At 68.5% G+C, this 16,691-nt stretch carries 16 protein-coding genes and 1 pseudogene; 13 read left to right on the top strand and 4 right to left on the bottom strand.

Annotation, left to right across the window (positions count from 1 at the left end; translation table 11 throughout):
- Window positions 1-9: 9 nt before the first annotated feature.
- Window positions 10-621, bottom strand: coding sequence for an aa3-type cytochrome oxidase subunit III (ctaE, locus tag ACLBYA_RS28960; protein ID WP_447712927.1), 612 nt, complete (start codon window positions 619-621; stop codon window positions 10-12).
- A 127-nt stretch (window positions 622-748) separates the two neighbouring features.
- Between ctaE and trpD the strand changes: the two genes are divergently transcribed.
- Window positions 749-1,825, top strand: coding sequence for an anthranilate phosphoribosyltransferase (gene trpD / locus ACLBYA_RS28955; RefSeq protein ID WP_447712926.1), 1,077 nt, complete (start codon window positions 749-751; stop codon window positions 1,823-1,825).
- 55 nt (window positions 1,826-1,880) lie between these two features.
- Here the strand turns inward: trpD and ACLBYA_RS28950 are convergent.
- A pseudogene (locus tag ACLBYA_RS28950) lies at window positions 1,881-3,575 on the bottom strand (DEDD exonuclease domain-containing protein); the annotation flags it as partial.
- 196 nt (window positions 3,576-3,771) lie between these two features.
- On the opposite strand from ACLBYA_RS28950, the gene ACLBYA_RS28945 reads away from it, so the two are divergent.
- From ACLBYA_RS28945 to ACLBYA_RS28930, 4 genes are all read left to right on the top strand, one after another.
- Complete coding sequence (locus ACLBYA_RS28945) at window positions 3,772-4,038, top strand: hypothetical protein (RefSeq protein ID WP_447712925.1); 267 nt, start codon at window positions 3,772-3,774, stop codon at window positions 4,036-4,038.
- A gap of 154 nt (window positions 4,039-4,192) precedes the next feature.
- Complete coding sequence (gene ripC / locus ACLBYA_RS28940; RefSeq protein ID WP_447712924.1) at window positions 4,193-5,332, top strand: peptidoglycan hydrolase RipC; 1,140 nt, start codon at window positions 4,193-4,195, stop codon at window positions 5,330-5,332.
- A 19-nt stretch (window positions 5,333-5,351) separates the two neighbouring features.
- The gene (locus ACLBYA_RS28935) at window positions 5,352-6,119 is read left to right on the top strand and encodes a peptidase (protein ID WP_447712983.1); all 768 of its coding nucleotides are present in this window, start codon (window positions 5,352-5,354) and stop codon (window positions 6,117-6,119) included.
- 10 nt (window positions 6,120-6,129) lie between these two features.
- The gene (locus ACLBYA_RS28930) at window positions 6,130-7,266 is read left to right on the top strand and encodes a glycosyltransferase family 4 protein (RefSeq protein WP_447712923.1); all 1,137 of its coding nucleotides are present in this window, start codon (window positions 6,130-6,132) and stop codon (window positions 7,264-7,266) included.
- Here ACLBYA_RS28930 and ACLBYA_RS28925 read toward each other — a convergent pair whose 3' ends face one another.
- On the bottom strand, window positions 7,267-9,063 hold the full coding sequence (locus tag ACLBYA_RS28925; RefSeq protein ID WP_447712922.1) for an AMP-dependent synthetase/ligase: 1,797 nt from the start codon (window positions 9,061-9,063) through the stop codon (window positions 7,267-7,269).
- Between the two features lie 98 nt (window positions 9,064-9,161).
- Between ACLBYA_RS28925 and ACLBYA_RS28920 the strand changes: the two genes are divergently transcribed.
- The 5 genes from ACLBYA_RS28920 to ACLBYA_RS28900 all read left to right on the top strand — a co-directional run bounded on the left by ACLBYA_RS28920 (window position 9,162) and on the right by ACLBYA_RS28900 (window position 12,436).
- Entirely contained in the window at window positions 9,162-9,542 is a 381-nt protein-coding gene (locus ACLBYA_RS28920) for a polyketide cyclase / dehydrase and lipid transport (RefSeq protein ID WP_447712921.1), read from the top strand.
- Window positions 9,543-9,580: 38 nt separating this feature from the next.
- Entirely contained in the window at window positions 9,581-10,018 is a 438-nt protein-coding gene (locus ACLBYA_RS28915) for an SRPBCC family protein (protein WP_447712920.1), read from the top strand.
- A 1-nt stretch (window position 10,019) separates the two neighbouring features.
- Entirely contained in the window at window positions 10,020-11,291 is a 1,272-nt protein-coding gene (locus tag ACLBYA_RS28910; protein WP_447712982.1) for an ArsA family ATPase, read from the top strand.
- A complete protein-coding gene (locus tag ACLBYA_RS28905; RefSeq protein ID WP_447712919.1) occupies window positions 11,288-11,635 on the top strand; it encodes a hypothetical protein in 348 nt (115 codons plus the stop codon). The genes ACLBYA_RS28910 and ACLBYA_RS28905 overlap by 4 nt, the downstream gene beginning before the upstream one ends.
- 87 nt (window positions 11,636-11,722) lie before the next feature.
- Window positions 11,723-12,436 carry a lysophospholipid acyltransferase family protein gene (locus ACLBYA_RS28900; protein WP_447712918.1) on the top strand — a complete coding sequence of 238 codons (714 nt, stop codon included), beginning with the start codon at window positions 11,723-11,725 and terminating at the stop codon, window positions 12,434-12,436.
- Here the strand turns inward: ACLBYA_RS28900 and ACLBYA_RS28895 are convergent.
- Window positions 12,433-13,683: a glycosyltransferase 87 family protein gene (locus ACLBYA_RS28895; RefSeq protein WP_447712917.1), complete on the bottom strand. Its 1,251-nt coding sequence runs from the start codon at window positions 13,681-13,683 to the stop codon at window positions 12,433-12,435. The two genes, ACLBYA_RS28900 and ACLBYA_RS28895, sit on opposite strands and share 4 nt — an antisense overlap.
- An 83-nt stretch (window positions 13,684-13,766) precedes the next feature.
- On the opposite strand from ACLBYA_RS28895, the gene ACLBYA_RS28890 reads away from it, so the two are divergent.
- From ACLBYA_RS28890 to ACLBYA_RS28880, 3 genes are read left to right on the top strand one after another with little or no spacing between them, the layout of a single operon-like run.
- Window positions 13,767-14,624 (top strand): hypothetical protein, encoded by an 858-nt coding sequence (locus ACLBYA_RS28890; RefSeq protein ID WP_447712916.1) that lies wholly within the window; start codon window positions 13,767-13,769, stop codon window positions 14,622-14,624.
- A 1-nt stretch (window position 14,625) separates the two neighbouring features.
- Window positions 14,626-15,126, top strand: a complete 501-nt coding sequence (locus ACLBYA_RS28885) for a polyadenylate-specific 3'-exoribonuclease AS (RefSeq protein ID WP_447712915.1) — start codon at window positions 14,626-14,628, stop codon at window positions 15,124-15,126.
- Window positions 15,127-15,186: 60 nt separating this feature from the next.
- Window positions 15,187-16,596 carry a class II 3-deoxy-7-phosphoheptulonate synthase gene (locus ACLBYA_RS28880; protein WP_447712914.1) on the top strand — a complete coding sequence of 470 codons (1,410 nt, stop codon included), beginning with the start codon at window positions 15,187-15,189 and terminating at the stop codon, window positions 16,594-16,596.
- Window positions 16,597-16,691: the final 95 nt, after the last annotated feature.

The raw sequence follows: 16,691 nt of genomic DNA, 5'->3' as shown, positions 1-16,691 counted from the left end.
GTGAACCGATCATCGGACGAAGTAGATGACTGCGAACAGGGCGATCCACACGATGTCGACGAAGTGCCAGTAGTACGACACGACGATCGCGGCGGTGGCCTGTGCGGGCGTGAACTTGCTCATCCGGGTGCGGATCAGCAGGAAGACGAAGGCGACGAGGCCGCCGATGACGTGCAGGCCGTGGAAGCCGGTGGCCAGATAGAACACCGAACCGTAGGCGCTGCCCGGGATGGTGGTGCCGTTCTCCACCAGGTGGATGTACTCGTAGCCCTGGCCGAGTACGAAGAAGGTGCCCATCAGCAGGGTGATCACATACCAGCGGCGCAGGCCGAACACGTCACCGCGCTCGGCGGCGAACACGCCCATCTGACAGGTGAACGAGGACGCGACCAGAACCGCGGTGACCGGCACGGCCAACCACAGATTCAGCTCGGTCGGCTCGGGGGGCCATGCACCCTGTGCCTGAGCTCGCGCAGTGAAGTACATCGCGAACAGACCAGCGAAGAACATCAGCTCACTGGAAAGCCACACGATGGTGCCGACACTGACCATATTTGGCCTGTTCAGCGAATGTACGCGAGTGGTGATCGCGGTCCCAGAGGTCCCAACAGCGCTCGTCACAGGTGCAAGTATGACGCTTTGTAGTTGATGAACACCACCCGGGTTCGTAATTGCGTCGAAACCTGTCGCGGTGCACCACTGGTGGCGGCTGCTGAACGGCTCCTGTACGGGCCGATAACATCACGGCGTGTCTTCCGCAGATAGCGCATCGCCGTCCCTGACCTGGCCGCAGATCCTGGGCCGGCTCACCACCCACCAGGACCTCCTTCGTGGCCAGTCGGGGTGGGCGATGGACCAGATCATGACCGGCTCGGCCACGCCCGCCCAGATCTCCGGATTCGCGGTGGCGATGCGGATGAAGCGGCCGACCTCGGCCGAGGTCAACGAACTGGCCGACACCATGCTCAAGCACGCGCGGCGTATCCCGGCCGGTGCGATCGGCGGAGACGCTGTCGACATCGTGGGCACCGGCGGCGACGGCGCCAACACGGTGAACCTGTCGACGATGGCCTCGATCGTCACCGCGGCCGCCGGTGTGCCGGTGGTCAAACACGGCAACCGGGCGGCGTCCTCATTGTCCGGCGGTGCCGACACCCTGGAGGCGCTCGGCGTGCGCATCGATCTGGGACCCGATGAGGTGGCCCGCTGTGTCGCCGAGGTCGGCATCGCCTTCGCATTCGCGCCGCAGTTCCATCCTTCCTATAGGCACGCCTCGGTGGTACGCCGCGAGATCGGGGTCCCGACGGTCTTCAACCTGCTCGGGCCGCTGACCAACCCGGCGCAGCCGCGGGCCGGTCTGTTCGGCTGCGCGTGGGGCGATCTGGCCGAGGTGATGGCCGGGGTGTTCGCCGCACGCGGGGCCAGCGCGCTGGTGGTGCACGGTGACGACGGGCTCGATGAACTGACCACCACCACGACGAGCACCATCTGGCGGGTGCAGGCGGGCACCGTGGACCGGCTGACGCTGGATCCGGCGGCGTTCGGTTTCCGTCGGGCCGATCTCAGTGAACTCGTCGGTGGCGACGCGGAGTCCAACGCGGCCTCGGTGCGCGCGGTGCTCGGCGGTGCCGCGGGCCCGGTGCGTGACGCCGTGGTGCTCAACGCCGCGGGCGCGATGGTCGCGCACGCCGGGCTGACCAGTGATGCGCAGTGGACGCCGTCCTGGGAGTCGGCGCTGGCGCGGGCCGCCGAATCCATCGATTCCGGTGCGGCCGAACGCCTGTTGGCCAACTGGGTGCGGTTCACCCAGAAGGTCGCAAGCTAGCGCTGCCCGTCCGGGGCGGGTTCAGTCCGTACCGGTCGTCGAGCAGGTCGGTGTCCAGTCGTCCGGCGGCGACCCGCGCCGATCGTGCTGCGGCGGCCCACGTCGACCAGTGCGCGGCCGACCCGATGGGGCTGGCGTAACCGACCTCGGCGGAGACGATGCGCACTCCTGGCGTGGTCAGCCAGCGGGCGATCAGCGCGGTCTCCTCGACCAGTGCCCCGCCCAGAGGTGCGGGTTTTGGCAGGACCGTTTGTGCCGCAACGGTTATCGCCTCGACGACGGGCATCGGCGGTACACCGCGGCGGGCGCAGCCGGCCGAGGCCAGCTGACCGTGCCGGATGACGGCCAGATGCCAGCCGCCCTGGCCGTCGGAACGCGCGGCGACGAGTTCGGGCACCTCGGCCAGCGCCCGCAGCCGTTGTCCGCGTGCCACCGACTCCACCGCGGCGGCGGCGTGATCGCGTAACCGGGCGGCGCTCTCGTAGCGGTGCAGCCCTGCCAGCGCCTCGATCTGGCCGAGCACCACGGCGAACGCGGAATGGTCGGCGCCGTCGAGCAGATCGGCCGCCCGCCGCGGCGCCGCGGCGTACTGCGCCATGTCGGTATCGCGGGGTGCCGGGCAGTCCGACAGCTCGCGTTCGGCGCAGGCATGCCGGGCAGAGCGGCCCAGTCGGGCGGTACAGGTCCGCACCAGTGTGCCGCGGGCCAGGACCTCGGCGGTGTCGACAGCGTCCACACGGGCCGAGAACGGCCCCACCGCCCGCGGGCCACGCGGCGCCCGCACCACCGAGAAGCGCGGGAACGCCTCGTCGGTCAGGGTGATCCACCACCATTTGCGGGGGAACTTGGACCGTCGGTTGTACGGCGGGGCATGTGCGGCCAGCAGTCGCAGTTCGCGGACGCCGGCCTCCAGTTCGTGGGCGCATTCGACGTGGTCGACCCGGGTGGCCAGGGCGACCATCTCCTTCATCCGGGTGCGCGGGTCGGCGCCGGTGAAGTACTGGCCGACGCGGCGACGCAGATTGACCGCGGTGCCGATGTAGAGCACCTCGTCGGCCGGGCCGCGGAACAGGTACACCCCGGGCGTCGTCGGCACCGCATCGGCCAGGTGCCGCTTGCGGCGTTGCGGCGCCGCTTTGTCGGGTAGGTAGCTGCGCAGTTCGGCATAACTGCGCACACCTTGATTGCCGACCCGTGCGATCAGGCCGTGCAACACGTCGACGGTCGCGCGGGCGTCGTCGAGCGCGCGGTGGGTCGGGGTGGTGGTGGCGCCGAAAAGCTGGGCCAGTGCGGACAGCTTGACGCTGGGGGCCTCGTCGCGGGTGAGCACCCGGCGGGCCAGTTTCACGGTGCACAGCACCTGTGGTCGCGGCCAGGACAGGCCGAGCCGCTCGGTGGCCGCCCGCAGGAAACCGATATCGAATCCGGCGTTGTGTGCCACCAGCACCGCGCCGCGGGAGAACTCCAGGAAGGCCGGCAGGACGGAATCGATCTTCGGGGCGTCATGCACCATCGCCGTGGTGATGCCGGTGAGTGCCACGATCTGCGGCGGGATGGCGCGGCCGGGATCGACCAGGGTGGCGAGCTCACCGAGCACGGTGCCGCCGCGCACCTTCACAGCGCCGATCTCGGTGATGGCATCACGATCACGGCTGCCGCCGGTGGTCTCCAGGTCGACCACCACGAAGGTGGTGTCGGCCAGCGTCACGTCCGCGGACGGATCCAGATCGGCGAAGCTCAGCTGCGGCACACCGGTGAGGGTAGGTGGCGGGTGTGACAGGCGCAGACGACCGATCGTGAGGATCGCAGCGAGGTACGAGCGAGGACCGGAGCGATCGGCAGGCAAGCCATGAGCCCGCACGGCGCCGCGTGTCTCGGCTCGGCGGGCGTGTCGGTGGCCGTCGTTACGGTGCGGGGGAATCGCCTCAGTACGGAAGGACGAACCGATGACACAGCCATTTCACACCGGCCCGGAAGGTGGCCTGCCCGAACCGGATACCGGCTCGGTGGTGATCGATTGTGACGACTGCGCCGTGCGTGGACCAGGCTGCCAGGACTGCGTGGTCAGTGTGCTGCTCGGGGTGCCGGAAACTTTGCTGGATGACGAACGAAAGGCGCTGGAGGTGCTCGCCGATGTCGGGTTGGCGCCCCGGTTGCGGCTCGTTCCGATCCATCGAGGGCACGGTCCGGATGGTAAAACGGGTGTGGCGTGACGACACGCGGTCGACCACGGGAAGCAAAAATTTCATCCCGGTCGCCTGTTAAATTCACGTCTCCCGTTGGACAAGCCCGATGCCGTTTCGTAACCTGTTCGAGACCTAACAGTAGTTCGTCGCGGCTGAAGCGCAGTTGTAAGGACGCAATACCTTGAGGCCTGATCGCACACACCGGCGTAAGAGCGGCGTCCAGCGAGCCCTAGTCGGTGCGTTAGCGAGTCTCACCATCCTCGGCGGCAGTCTCGCCGCCGGTGTGCAGGCCGACCCGGCCGATGACGCCCTGGCAAAGCTCGACGAACTGTCGCACCAGGCTGAGATCGCCACCGAGAACATGCACGCCGCACAGCTCGATCTTGATGAGAAGCTGGCCGCACAGCAGGCTGCTGAGGCCAAGCATGCCGCCGACCTCGCATCGGCCGCCGCGGCCAAGACGGCACTGGCAACCTTCCAGACCTCCGTCGACAAGATCGCCTCGGCGCAGTACATGGGCGGCCGTACCGACGGCCTCGATGCCATGCTGACGGCCAGCTCGCCGCAGGTGCTGATCGACCAGTTGGCCGTCCAGCGCGTGATGGCCACCGAGATGTCGGCGCAGATGCAGAACTTCCGCACCACCAGCGTGCAGGCCGCCCAGGCCGAGTCGGCGTCGGCGAAGTCCGCCGCCGATGCCAAGACCGCGGCCGAGCAGGCCGCAGCCGTCCGCGCCGACCTGCAATCCAAGCAAAGCAAACTGCAGGTCGAGATCGCCATCGTCAAGTCGCAGTACGAGCTGCTGACCCCGGCCCAGCGCGAGACGCTGGCCGCCATCCCGCCGGTCCCCGCCGGTGTGCAGCTGCCGCCGCCCGCACCGTTGCCGGCAGACGACCCGGCCGTGCTGGCCGCGCCGCCGGCCGGTATCCCGCCCGGTGATGTCGCACCGCCGGCGGCCATTCCGGCGCCGGGCTCCAGCGGCGGCACCGTCGCCATGCAGGCCGCGCTGACCCGTATCGGATCGCCCTACTCGTGGGGTGCCGAAGGCCCCGGCGCCTTCGACTGCTCGGGCCTGGTGAAATGGGCGTTCGGGCAGGCCGGTATCTCGCTGCCGCACTCCAGCTACGCGCTGGCCGCCGGCGGCCAGCCGGTCTCGACCGATGCGATGCAGCCCGGCGACGTCGTGTCCTACTACTCGGACGCCTCGCATGTCGGCATCTACATCGGCGACGGCATGATGGTGCACGCCTCGACCTTCGGCCAGCCCGTCGTCGTGGCGCCGGTCAACAACGCGCCGATCTACAACGTCCGTCGCTACTAGCGCGGCCCGCCGCGGCGTCATCGGCGCGCTGAGCGTCGCCGTTTTGCTGGTCGGCTGTCAGACCGACCCGACCGTCGCGCCACCGCAACCGTCGACCATCGAGGCCGGCACCGCCCACACCCACACGGTCGAACTGCCCGACGGGCGTACTGCCGCGCTGCGCGGGCTCGGCGGCCCGCGCAGTCGGCCGCTGGTCGACCGGATCGCCGCCGAACTGCCCGGAGCGGTGGATGCGGTCACCGCATTCTGGGGACCCGACTGGCCCCGCGACGTCGTCGTCGTCGTCACCGATACCGCCCAGCAGTTCCGGGTGCTGGCCCACGGCGGCCCCGATATCGCGGCCGCCACAACCGCCGACGGCATGGTGTTCGCACCGGGGGCCGCCGCGATGAGCGAGACCGCGCTACGCATCGTGGTGCGCCACGAACTGTTCCACTACGCGGCGCGCGGGCAGACCGTCGCCGACGCACCGCTGTGGCTCACAGAGGGGGTCGCCGACTACGTCGGGCGCCCGGCCGTCCCGCCGCCAACGCAGCCCGCCGACTTGGCGCAGTTACCCACCGACGCCGACCTGCAGACCGCGGGTCCGGTTCGGTCACTGGCCTACGACCGGGCGTGGTGGTTCAGTCGCTTCATCGCCGACCGATACGGCGCGGACACCTTGAAGGCGCTCTACCTGCGGGCCTGCGGACCCGGCCATCCCGACATCGGCACCGCCGTGCGCGAGACCCTGGACACCGACCTCGATGCGGTGGTGGTGGCATGGCGGCAGTGGCTGACCGGCTAGCGTTTGCCTGATGACCCGGGTCCTGTTGCTGACCAACGACTTTCCGCCGCGACGCGGCGGTATCCAGTCCTACCTGGAGGCCTTCGTCGGTGAAGTGCGCAAGGTCGGCAGACATGACCTGACGGTGTACGCGCCGAAGTGGAAGGGCGACACAGAGTATGACCAGCAGGCCGGCTATCGCGTCGTACGGCACCCGACCACGCTGATGCTGCCCGAGCCCACAGTGGCCGGACGCATGCGCGAGCTGATCGACGAGCACGGTATCGAGACGGTGTGGTTCGGCGCCGCGGCCCCCCTGGCCCTGCTGGGCCCGCTGGCCCGTCGTGCCGGGGCCGCCCGCATCGTCGCCAGCACGCACGGCCACGAGGTCGGCTGGTCGATGCTGCCGCTGGCCCGCTCGGCGTTGCGCCGGATCGGCGATGACGCCGATGTCGTCACCTTCGTCAGCGGATACACCCGCGGCCGGTTCGCCTCGGCGTTCGGCCCGGATGCCCGGCTGGAACGGTTGTCCCCGGGCGTCGACGTGGACCGGTTCGCGCCGGACTCGGTGTCCCGCGCGGCATTGCGGGCCCGCTATGAGTTGGGGGACCGGCCCGTGGTGCTGTGCTTGTCGCGGCTGGTGCCGCGCAAGGGGCAGGACATGCTGATCCGGGCGTTCGCCCGGATCAGGCGGCGGGTGCCCGGCGCGGCCCTGGTGATCGTCGGCGGCGGTCCGTACCGCGACGAGCTGGAGAAGCTGGCCGCGCGCACCGGGGTCGCCGAGGATGTGCTGTTCACCGGCGGGGTGCCGGCCGCCGAACTGGCCGCGCATCACGCGATGGCCGATGTGTTCGCGATGCCGTGCCGCACCCGCGGGGCCGGACTGGACGTCGAGGGATTGGGCATCGTCTACCTGGAGGCCTCGGCCAGCGGGGTGCCGGTGGTCGCCGGCCGTTCCGGCGGGGCGCCCGAGACCGTCCGCGACGGCGAGACCGGTTGGGTTGTCGACGGTACCGATATCGACGCCATCGCCACCGCCGTCGGCGACCTGCTGGCCGACCCGGAGACCGCCGCCCGGATGGGGGCCGCCGGCCGCGACTGGGTGGTGAGCCGATGGCAGTGGCGGACCCAGGGGGCCCGCCTCGACCGAATCCTCAGCGGTGACTAGTCAGGTGTAGATCGCCGCGATCTGCTCGGCGAACTTCTCGGCGACGACCTTGCGCTTCACCTTCAGCGTCGGCGTCAGCTCACCGGTGTCCTCGGTGAAATCGACCGGCAGGATCTTGAAGGTGCGGATGGCCTCGGCCTTGGACACCGACTTGTCGGCCTCGTCGACGGCGGCCTGGATCTCGGCGACCAGGTCTGGATCATCGGCCAGATCGGACACCGAAGCTGAGCCATCTTTGCCGTTGCGTTCCTTCCAACCGACGAACGCCTCGGGGTCGATGGTGATGAGCGCGGCGATGAACGGCTGCTGATCGCCGACACACATGGCCTGGCTGATCAGCGGATGCGCCCGCAGCTTGTCCTCCAGCGGTGCCGGCGCGACGTTCTTGCCGCCGGCGGTGACGATGATCTCCTTTTTGCGGCCGATGATCGTCAGGAAGCCGTCGGCGTCGATGGCGCCCAGGTCCCCGGTGTGGAACCAGCCGTCGGTGAAGGCGTCCGCGGTGGCCTGCTCGTTGCGCCAGTAGCCGCTGAACACCACCCCACCGGACAGCAGCAGCTCGTCATCGTCGGCCAGGCGCATGCTGTTGCCGGGCAACAGTTTTCCGACAGAGCCGACCCTCATGTCGCCGACCTGGTTGGCGGTCACGGCGGCGCTGGACTCGGTCAGGCCGTAGCCCTCGTAGATGGTCAGCCCGACACCGCGGTAGAAGTGCCCGAGCCGCGCCCCCAGCGGCGCGCCACCGGAGATCGCGGCGCGGCAGTCCCCGCCGAGCGCGGCGCGCAGCTTGCCGTAGACCAGCTTGTCGAACACCGTGTGTTTGAGCTTGAGCAGCAGGCCCGCGCCGTTGCCGTCCTGGGCCTGGCTGAACTCGATGGCGGTGTTGGCGGCGATCTCGAAGATGCGGCCCTTGCCGTCGTTGCGGGCGTTCTGCTCGGCGGTGTTGTAGACCTTCTCGAACACCCGCGGCACCGACACCACCAGGGTGGGCTTGAACACCGCGAGCATCGGCACCAAGTTCTTGATATCGCTGGTGAAGCCGAGGGTCACCTTGTTGGCGAACGCGCCGATCGTGATCGCCCGGGCCAGCACGTGCGCCAGCGGCAGGAACACCAGCAGGCGTTCGCCGGAGCGCAGCAGCGTCGGGAACGCGGCCTTGGCGCCGCGGATCTCGTAGAGCAGGTTGGCGTGCGTCAGCTGGCAGCCCTTGGGCAGCCCGGTGGTGCCCGAGGTGTAGATCAGCGTCGCCGGGTCGGCGGACTTGATCGCGGCAACCCGCGCCTCCAACAGCGCGGGGTCGGCATCTTTGCCCGCCTCGGCCAGCGCCTGCAGCGCCGGTGCCTCGGCGCTGTCGATCACCAGCACCTTGCGCACACCGGGCAGTTGGTCGGCCTGCTGCTCGACACGTTCGGCGTGTGCCGTGGTCTCGGCGAACACCAGCACCGCGCCCGAATCGTTGAGCACATGCTTTATCTGCTCGGGTGCCGAGGTCTCGTAGATCGGCACCGTGACCGCGCCGATCGACAGGATGGCGAAATCGATGATCGGCCACTCGTAGCGGGTGGCGCTCAGGATCGCGACCCGGTCACCGGGGCCGATGTCGTGGGCGAGCAAACCCAGTGCCGCCGAACGGATCTCGCCGGCGGCCTGGGCGCAGGTGACATCGGTCCAGACACCGTCGACCTGGCGCTGGAAGATCACATGATCGGGATCCTTGCGCTCATGGGAGTAAACCGAGCTGACGACGGTGTCATACTCGGCGATCTCGAACGACGCCGGCACAGAGAACTCACGCACGATCTTGGCCCCTCGGTTCCTGGGTTACGGGTTACTGGCGAGTAAGCCTAGTCGCCTGGGTCACAGTCCCGGCAGCCCATATGTGATGCTGAACGACGATGAACAGCGTCCAGATCGCCGATGAGACCTTCGTGTGCGCCGACCCCGTCGATGTCGGGCGGGCCGTGGCCGATCCCGCCGCGTGGCGGCGGTGGTGGCCGGACCTGGCGTTGACGGTGGTCGAGGACCGCGGGCCGGCGGGGCAGCGCTGGACGGTGGCCGGCAAGCTCACCGGCACCATGGAGGTCTGGTTGGAACCCATGATGGACGGCGTCCTGCTGCATTACTTCCTGCACGCCGAGCCCATCGGTGATCCCGCGCAACTGGACCTGGCCAAGCTCAACCATGCCCGCCGGGTGGCGGGCAAGAAGATGTCCTTCGAGATCAAGTCCCGGTTGGAGGCCACCCGCCCGGTGGGTGTGTCGCGGCTGTCTTCCTAGCGCGCCGGGCCGCAGGGGGTGCGGGTACATTTCGTGGCGTGGCGGAGAAGACGGCGCAGACGATCCATATCGAAGCCGACCCCTCGACGGTGATGGACGTCATCGCCGATATCGGCTCCTACCCGGAGTGGGTGGCCGAGTACAAGGAGACCGAGGTGCTCGAGGCCGACGCCGCGGGCAACCCGAAGACGGCCCGGCTGGTGCTCGATGCCGCGGTGCTCAAGGACACCATGGTGTTGACCTATCAGTGGCCCGCGGACCGCAAGTCGGTCACCTGGAGCCTGGTGTCGAGCTCGCTGCTGCGCGCACTGGAAGGGGAATACCGGTTGTCGCCCAGCGGGACTGGCACCGATGTCACCTATGAACTGTCCGTCGACCTGATCATCCCGATGATCGGGTTGCTGAAACGCAAGGCCGAGCGCCGCCTCACCGACACCGCGCTCAAGGATCTCAAGAAGCGAGTCGAGGTGCAGTGACCTGAGTTCCGAGCTCCCGCCCGAGCCCGCCCGGATCAGCCTGTTCGTCGGCAAGGGAGGGGTAGGCAAGTCCACGTTGGCCACTGCCACGGCGGTTCGTGCTGCCCGCAGTGGTCTGCGGGTGCTCATCGTGTCCACCGACCAGGCGCATTCCACCGGTGACGTGCTCGGCGCCACAGTGCTGCCGACCGGGCGGCGGGAGCCGACCCGGGTGCTGACCAATCTGGACACCGGCGCCGACGATATCGGCGGTTACCTGGACGCGCTGGCCCTGGACACCTTGGCGCTGCTGGAAACCCGGTGGCGTGAGGTCTCTCGCGTGCTGGTCGGCAAGTTCCCGGAATCGGAACTGGGAAGTGTTGCGCCCGAGGAGCTTTCCGCGCTGCCCGGGATTCAGGAGGTGCTCGGGCTGCACGAGGTCGCAGATCTGGCCGACTCCGGCGAGTGGGACGAGGTGGTGGTCGACTGCGCGTCCACCGCGGACGCACTGCGCATGCTGACCCTGCCCGCCACCTTCAATCTCTATCTGGAACGCAGCTGGCCGCGGCACCGCAGGCTCGCCGCACCGCCCGCCGACCTGGCCTCGGCTGCCCTGGTCACCCTGGTCGAGCGGGTCGCCGACGGTACCGAGCGACTGTCCGCCCTGCTGGCCGACGCCACCCGGGTCAGCGCCCATCTGGTGCTCACCGCCGAGCGGGTGGTGGCGGCCGAGGCCGCCCGCACGCTGGGGTCGTTGGCGCTGATGGGCGTGCGGGTAGCCGAGCTCTTGGTGAATCAGGTTCTGCTGCAAGACGACTCGTACGAGTACCGCAACCTGCCCGCACATCCGGCGTTCGACTGGTACACCGAGCGCATCGCCGAGCAACAAACGGTGCTCGACGACCTGGACGCCTCGATCGGCGATGTGGCGCTGGTGCTGGTGCCGCACCTGGCCGGTGAGCCGATCGGGCCCAAGGCGCTCGGCCAACTACTCGACGCCGCCCGAAGGCGCGACGGCTCACCGCCGCCGGGGCCGCTGCGCCCGGAGGTGGACCGCGAGTCCGGATCCGGTCTCGATGCGGTGTACCGGATGCGACTAGAGTTGCCGCAGGTCGATCCCGGCGCATTGACATTGGGCCGGGTCGACGACGACCTTGTCATCGGCTCCGGTGGAATGCGGCGGCGGGTGCGGCTGGCATCCGTGCTGCGACGCTGCATCGTCATCGATGCAAACCTGCGGGCCGGCGTGCTGACCGTGCGTTTCCGACCGAATCCGGAGGTGTGGCCGAAATGAGCACCCACTCCGAGATTCCGCCCGAACTACGCCAGTTGGCGCAGGCCATCCTGGACAAGCTGGATCCGGCGGTGCGGCTGGCGGCCGCCCGAGCGGCCGCCGAGGGCACCGGGCCGGGTCCGTGCCAGCAGGTGTGGTGCCCGGTGTGTGCCTTGGCCGCACTGATCAACGGTGAACAGCACCCGCTGCTGTCGGTGATCGCCGAGCACAGTGTCGCGCTGCTGACCGTCGTCCGCGCGATGGTGGGTGAACCGCAGGTCCCGCCGACCGCCCCGCCACCACCGCCGGATCCGGACAAGCCGAACGGACGTTACGAGCAGATCCCGGTCACCCTCGAAGACTGAAGCCGTGTGGTCGCACTCACTGCCGCTGGGTAGAGTTGACCCGGTCAGGTCGCCAGTTGCGGCCGGGGCGCATCCCAGGAGGGGTCCATGTGGTTCTGGTTCTACAAGTACATCTTGATGGGCCCCTTGCTGTCCCTGCTGGGTCGGCCGAAAGTGCAAGGGCTGGAGTATGTTCCGGATTCCGGCGCGGTGATCCTGGCCAGTAACCATCTGGCGGTAGCCGACAGCTTCTACCTGCCGCTGGTGGTGAAGCGACGCATCACCTTCCTGGCCAAGGCCGAGTACTTCACCGGTACTGGCCTCAAGGGCAAGCTCACCAAGTTCTTCTACTCCTCGACCGGCCAGGTACCGATCGACCGCACCGATGCCGACTCGGCGCAGGCTGCGCTGACGACGGCACAGCGAATCCTCGACCAGGGCAAGCTGCTGGGCATGTACCCCGAGGGCACCCGCTCACCCGACGGCCGGCTGTACAAGGGCAAGACCGGGTTGGCCCGCGTCGCGCTGGAGAGCGGTATCCCGGTCATTCCGGTCGCGATGATCGGAACCAATGTCGTGAACCCGCCCGGATCGAAGATGTGGCACTTCGGCCGGGTCGAGGTCCGATTCGGCAAGCCGATGGATTTCAGCCGGTTCGAGGGCCTGGCCGGTAATCGGTTCATCGAACGCGCCGTCATCGACGAGGTCATGTATGAGCTGATGCGCCTCGGCGGTCAGGAGTACGTCGACCTGTACGCCGCCGATGTGAAGGTCGCGGCCGAAGCCGAGGCCAAGACACCGCCGGTCGCGAAAGCCGGCTAACCGCCGGTCGCGACCCGCGCGTCGACGGGAACCCGCACGGCCAGTTTCGGTGTGACGACCCCGATGACCGCGATGACGGCCAGCGCCCACCACAGGTAGGAGCCGCCGACCAGTCGCAACCACAGTGATACCGAGGTCTCGTCGTGCGCCGGCATCAGCGTGATGGGTGTCCACACCGTCAGCGCCACACCCGCGGCACTCAGCGCGAGCAGGGCCAGACTGCGGCAGCGGTACCCGATGACCGCGGTCACCACGACCGTCGGCAGCACCCACACCCAGTGGTGCGACCAGGACACCGGCGAGACCACCAGGCCGAACATCGCGACGCAGATCAGCGCCAGCACCGGTGTCGCGACGGGTTCGGCGTCCCCGGCGCTGCGCAGCGCACGCAACCCCGCCCACACCGTCAGGCCCAGCACCGCGAAACACAGCACGACCCACAGCACGAACCGGGCATCCTCACCGGCGCCCAGCCTGGCCAGCATGCCCGAGATGTTCTGGTTGGTGTTCAGCGTCGCGGTGCCGATGCGCTCGGTGTCGCGCAGTGTCTCGAACCAGTACACCCAGGAATCCCGCCAGGCCAGCACGAAACCGAGCAGCGTCGCCACCACCGCCGAGGCCGTGCTGACCAGAAGCGCCCGGATATCGCGGCGTAACAGGAAGTAGAGCAGGAACACCGCGGGTGTCAGCTTCACCGCGATCGCGATGCCGAGCAGCACACCGCGCGGCCACGGCGTCCGGCGCGGCACGCAGTCGGCGATCACCAGCGTCATCAACACCACGTTGACCTGGCCGAACTCCAGGTTGGCCCGCAGCGGTTCACAGAACACCACTGCCGGCGCGGTCAGCGCGGCGGCCAGCCAGGCGCGGCGCTGCCAGGTGTCACCGACCTGCAGTCTGGTCAGCACGATCGTCGTCGACACGACCAGCAGGACCAGTGTCGTGACGGTGATGGCCGTGCCGGCCGCCGGCAGCGAGAGCCAGGCGAACGGGGCGAACGCGACCGCGGACAGCGGGGGGTAGGTGAACGGCAGGTCGATACCGGCCTGGGTCTGGAACTCGGTGCTGTCGGCGTACAGCGGGGTCCCGTCCAGCCACGCCCGTCCACCCATCCGGTAGACGTCGATATCGATGCGATAGATGGATTCGCCGAGCAACCGCCAGCCGACCCAGACCATCGCCGCCAGGGTCAGCAGCTGGAACAGCCGCCACGTGAGCACCCCGCCGGGCGACTGCCGAATCCTCATTTCGCCGCCCAGCCTATCGGTGCAACGCGACGCGCTGGACGGCACAGGTCCGTCGGTGGCCGGCGACCGGTAAATTCTGCGCCGTGCATCTGAACGTCCAACTGGACTTCATCACCCGCGACCGGCTGCCGCTGTTGTGCTGCCTGATCGCGTTCATCGTGACGTTCTTCCTGACACGTCTCATCGTGCGTTACATCCGGAGTCATCCGAGCACCGACGCGCCGCGCAAGTGGTGGCAGCCGCGCAACCTGTCGGTGGGTGGCGGGGTCCACCTGCACCACGTGGTCATCGGCGTCGTCATGGTCATGGTGTCCGGTGTGACCATGGTGACCCTGGCGGTAAACGGGGGAGTGGCGGAGTTCACGGTCGCGGCAGTCTTTTTCGGCATCGGGGCGGCGTTGGTGCTCGACGAGTTCGCGCTGATCCTGCACCTGCAGGATGTGTACTGGTCCGAGGACGGCCGCACCTCGGTGGACGCCGTGTTCGTCGCGATCGCGGTGGCCGGGCTGCTGGTGCTGGGCTTCAACCCGCTGTCCTTCTTCGACATCGGCATCTGGCAGACCGATGACACCCTGGCGGCCCGGGCCGCGGTGATCGGCGTCGCGGTGCTGACGCTGGCGCTGGCGGTGGTGGTGCTGCTCAAGGGCAAGGTGTGGACCGGCCTGATCGGCATGTTCATCACGCCACTGCTGTTCATCGGCGCGATCCGGCTGTCGCGGCCGCACGCACCGTGGGCGCGTTGGCGCTATACGAGCAGGCCCCGCAAGATGCACACGGCGCTCGAACGGGAACGACGACTGCGCAGGCCGGTGGTGCAGGCGAAGTTATGGGTACAGCACGTGGTGGCCGGTGAACCGCACTTCCCCGACGACGCGAAGGTAAACGAGGAACTGGACCGCGAGATCCACGCCGCGCCAGCACCGAGCCAGGGGGCCGCTTGACATGCGCTACTTCTACGACACGGAGTTCATCGACAACGGTCGCACCATCGAGCTGATCTCGATCGGGGTGGCTGCCGAGGACGGCCGCGAATACTACGCCATCTCAACGGAATTCGATCCCGACCGGGCCGGCAGCTGGGTGCGCAAGAACGTGCTGCCCAAGCTGCCGTCACCAGCGTCGAAACTGTGGCGTTCGCGTCGACAGATCCGCAGCGAGCTGGAGGATTTCTTCGATATCGACGGCGACGAGCCGATCGAGCTGTGGGCCTGGGTGGCCGCCTACGACCACGTGGTGCTGTGCCAGCTGTGGGGCCCGATGACCGACCTGCCACCGGCGATTCCCCGCTTCACCAGGGAACTGCGCCAGTACTGGGAGGAACGCGGGTCGCCGCGGATGCCACCGCGCCCCCGCGACACGCATGACGCCCTCGTCGACGCCCGGCACAACCTGCGCCGCTACCAGCTGATGAACGACGACGGGGCGTGGGCTGCCCGCGGCTGAGCCGCTGATCTGCAGGTATGGCCGGTCAGTCTGAGATTCCGGCGCGGTTACCATGGAGCGGTGAACTGGACCGTCGACGTACCCATCGACCAGCTGCCCGCGCTGCCGCCGCTGCCCGAGGACCTGCGCCAGCGCCTCGATACCGCGCTGGCCAAGCCGGCTCTGCAGCAGCCGAGCTGGGATGCCGGGCAGGCCAAGGCGATGCGCACGGTGCTGGAGAGCGTCCCGCCGGTGACGGTGGCTTCCGAGGTCGAGAAGCTCAAGACCCAGTTGGCCGCCGTCGCCCGCGGGGAGGCGTTCCTGCTGCAGGGTGGCGACTGCGCCGAGACCTTCGTCGACAACACCGAACCGCATATCCGGGCCAATATCCGCACGCTGCTGCAGATGGCTGTCGTGCTGACCTATGGCGCCAGCATGCCGGTGGTCAAGGTGGCCCGCATCGCCGGGCAGTACGCCAAGCCGCGCTCCTCGGACACCGATGCACTGGGCTTGAAGTCCTACCGCGGCGACATGATCAACGGGTTCGCCCCCGACGATGCCGTCCGCCAGCACGATCCGTCCCGGCTGGTCCGGGCGTATGCGAACGCCAGCGCCGCGATGAACCTGGTGCGCGCGCTGACGTCGTCGGGGATGGCCTCACTGCAGGCGGTGCACGACTGGAACCGTGAGTTCGTCCGGACCTCGCCGGCCGGTGCCCGGTACGAGGCGCTGGCCGGTGAGATCGACCGCGGTCTGCGCTTCATGGGCGCCTGTGGTGTCAACGATCGCAACCTGGACACCGCCGAGATCTACGCCAGCCACGAGGCGCTGGTGCTCGACTACGAGCGGGCCATGCTGCGGATGGACATTGGAGATTCAGTCGATCATTCCGGCCATCCCGCCGAGCCCAAGCTCTACGACCTGTCCGCGCACTACGTGTGGATCGGCGAGCGCACCCGTCAGATCGACGGCGCGCATGTCGCGCTGGCCGAGGTGATCGCGAACCCGATCGGTATCAAGATCGGCCCGACCACCTCGCCGGAACTCGCCGTCGAGTACGTCGAGCGGTTGGACCCGCGCAACGAGCCCGGCCGGCTGACGCTGATCAGCCGGATGGGCAACAACAAGGTGCGCGACGTGCTGCCCGCCATCATCGAGAAGGTGCAGGCCTCCGGCCATCAGGTGATCTGGCAATGCGACCCGATGCACGGCAACACCCACGAGTCCTCCACCGGTTACAAGACCCGGCACTTCGACCGCATCGTCGACGAGGTGCAGGGCTTCTTCGAGGTGCACCGCGCGTTGGGCACCCACCCGGGTGGCATCCATGTCGAGATCACCGGTGAGAACGTCACCGAATGTCTCGGTGGGGCACAGGACATCTCGGATTCCGACCTGGCCGGCCGGTACGAGACGGCATGCGATCCGCGGCTGAACACCCAGCAGAGCCTGGAGCTCGCATTCCTGGTCGCGGAGATGCTGCGCGACTAGCTGTACTGACCTGAGAGGTTAGGTACGCGGCTGGCGGGTGGTTGACCCTTGAGTGCAGTGTGGCCGCGGTGATGATTGTAGGTGTGTAGCCAGCG

Source organism: Mycobacterium sp. C31M, from assembly GCF_053345865.1.
The sequence above is the reverse complement of the archived record's forward strand: the minus strand, read 5'-3'. Positions and strand labels throughout refer to the sequence as shown.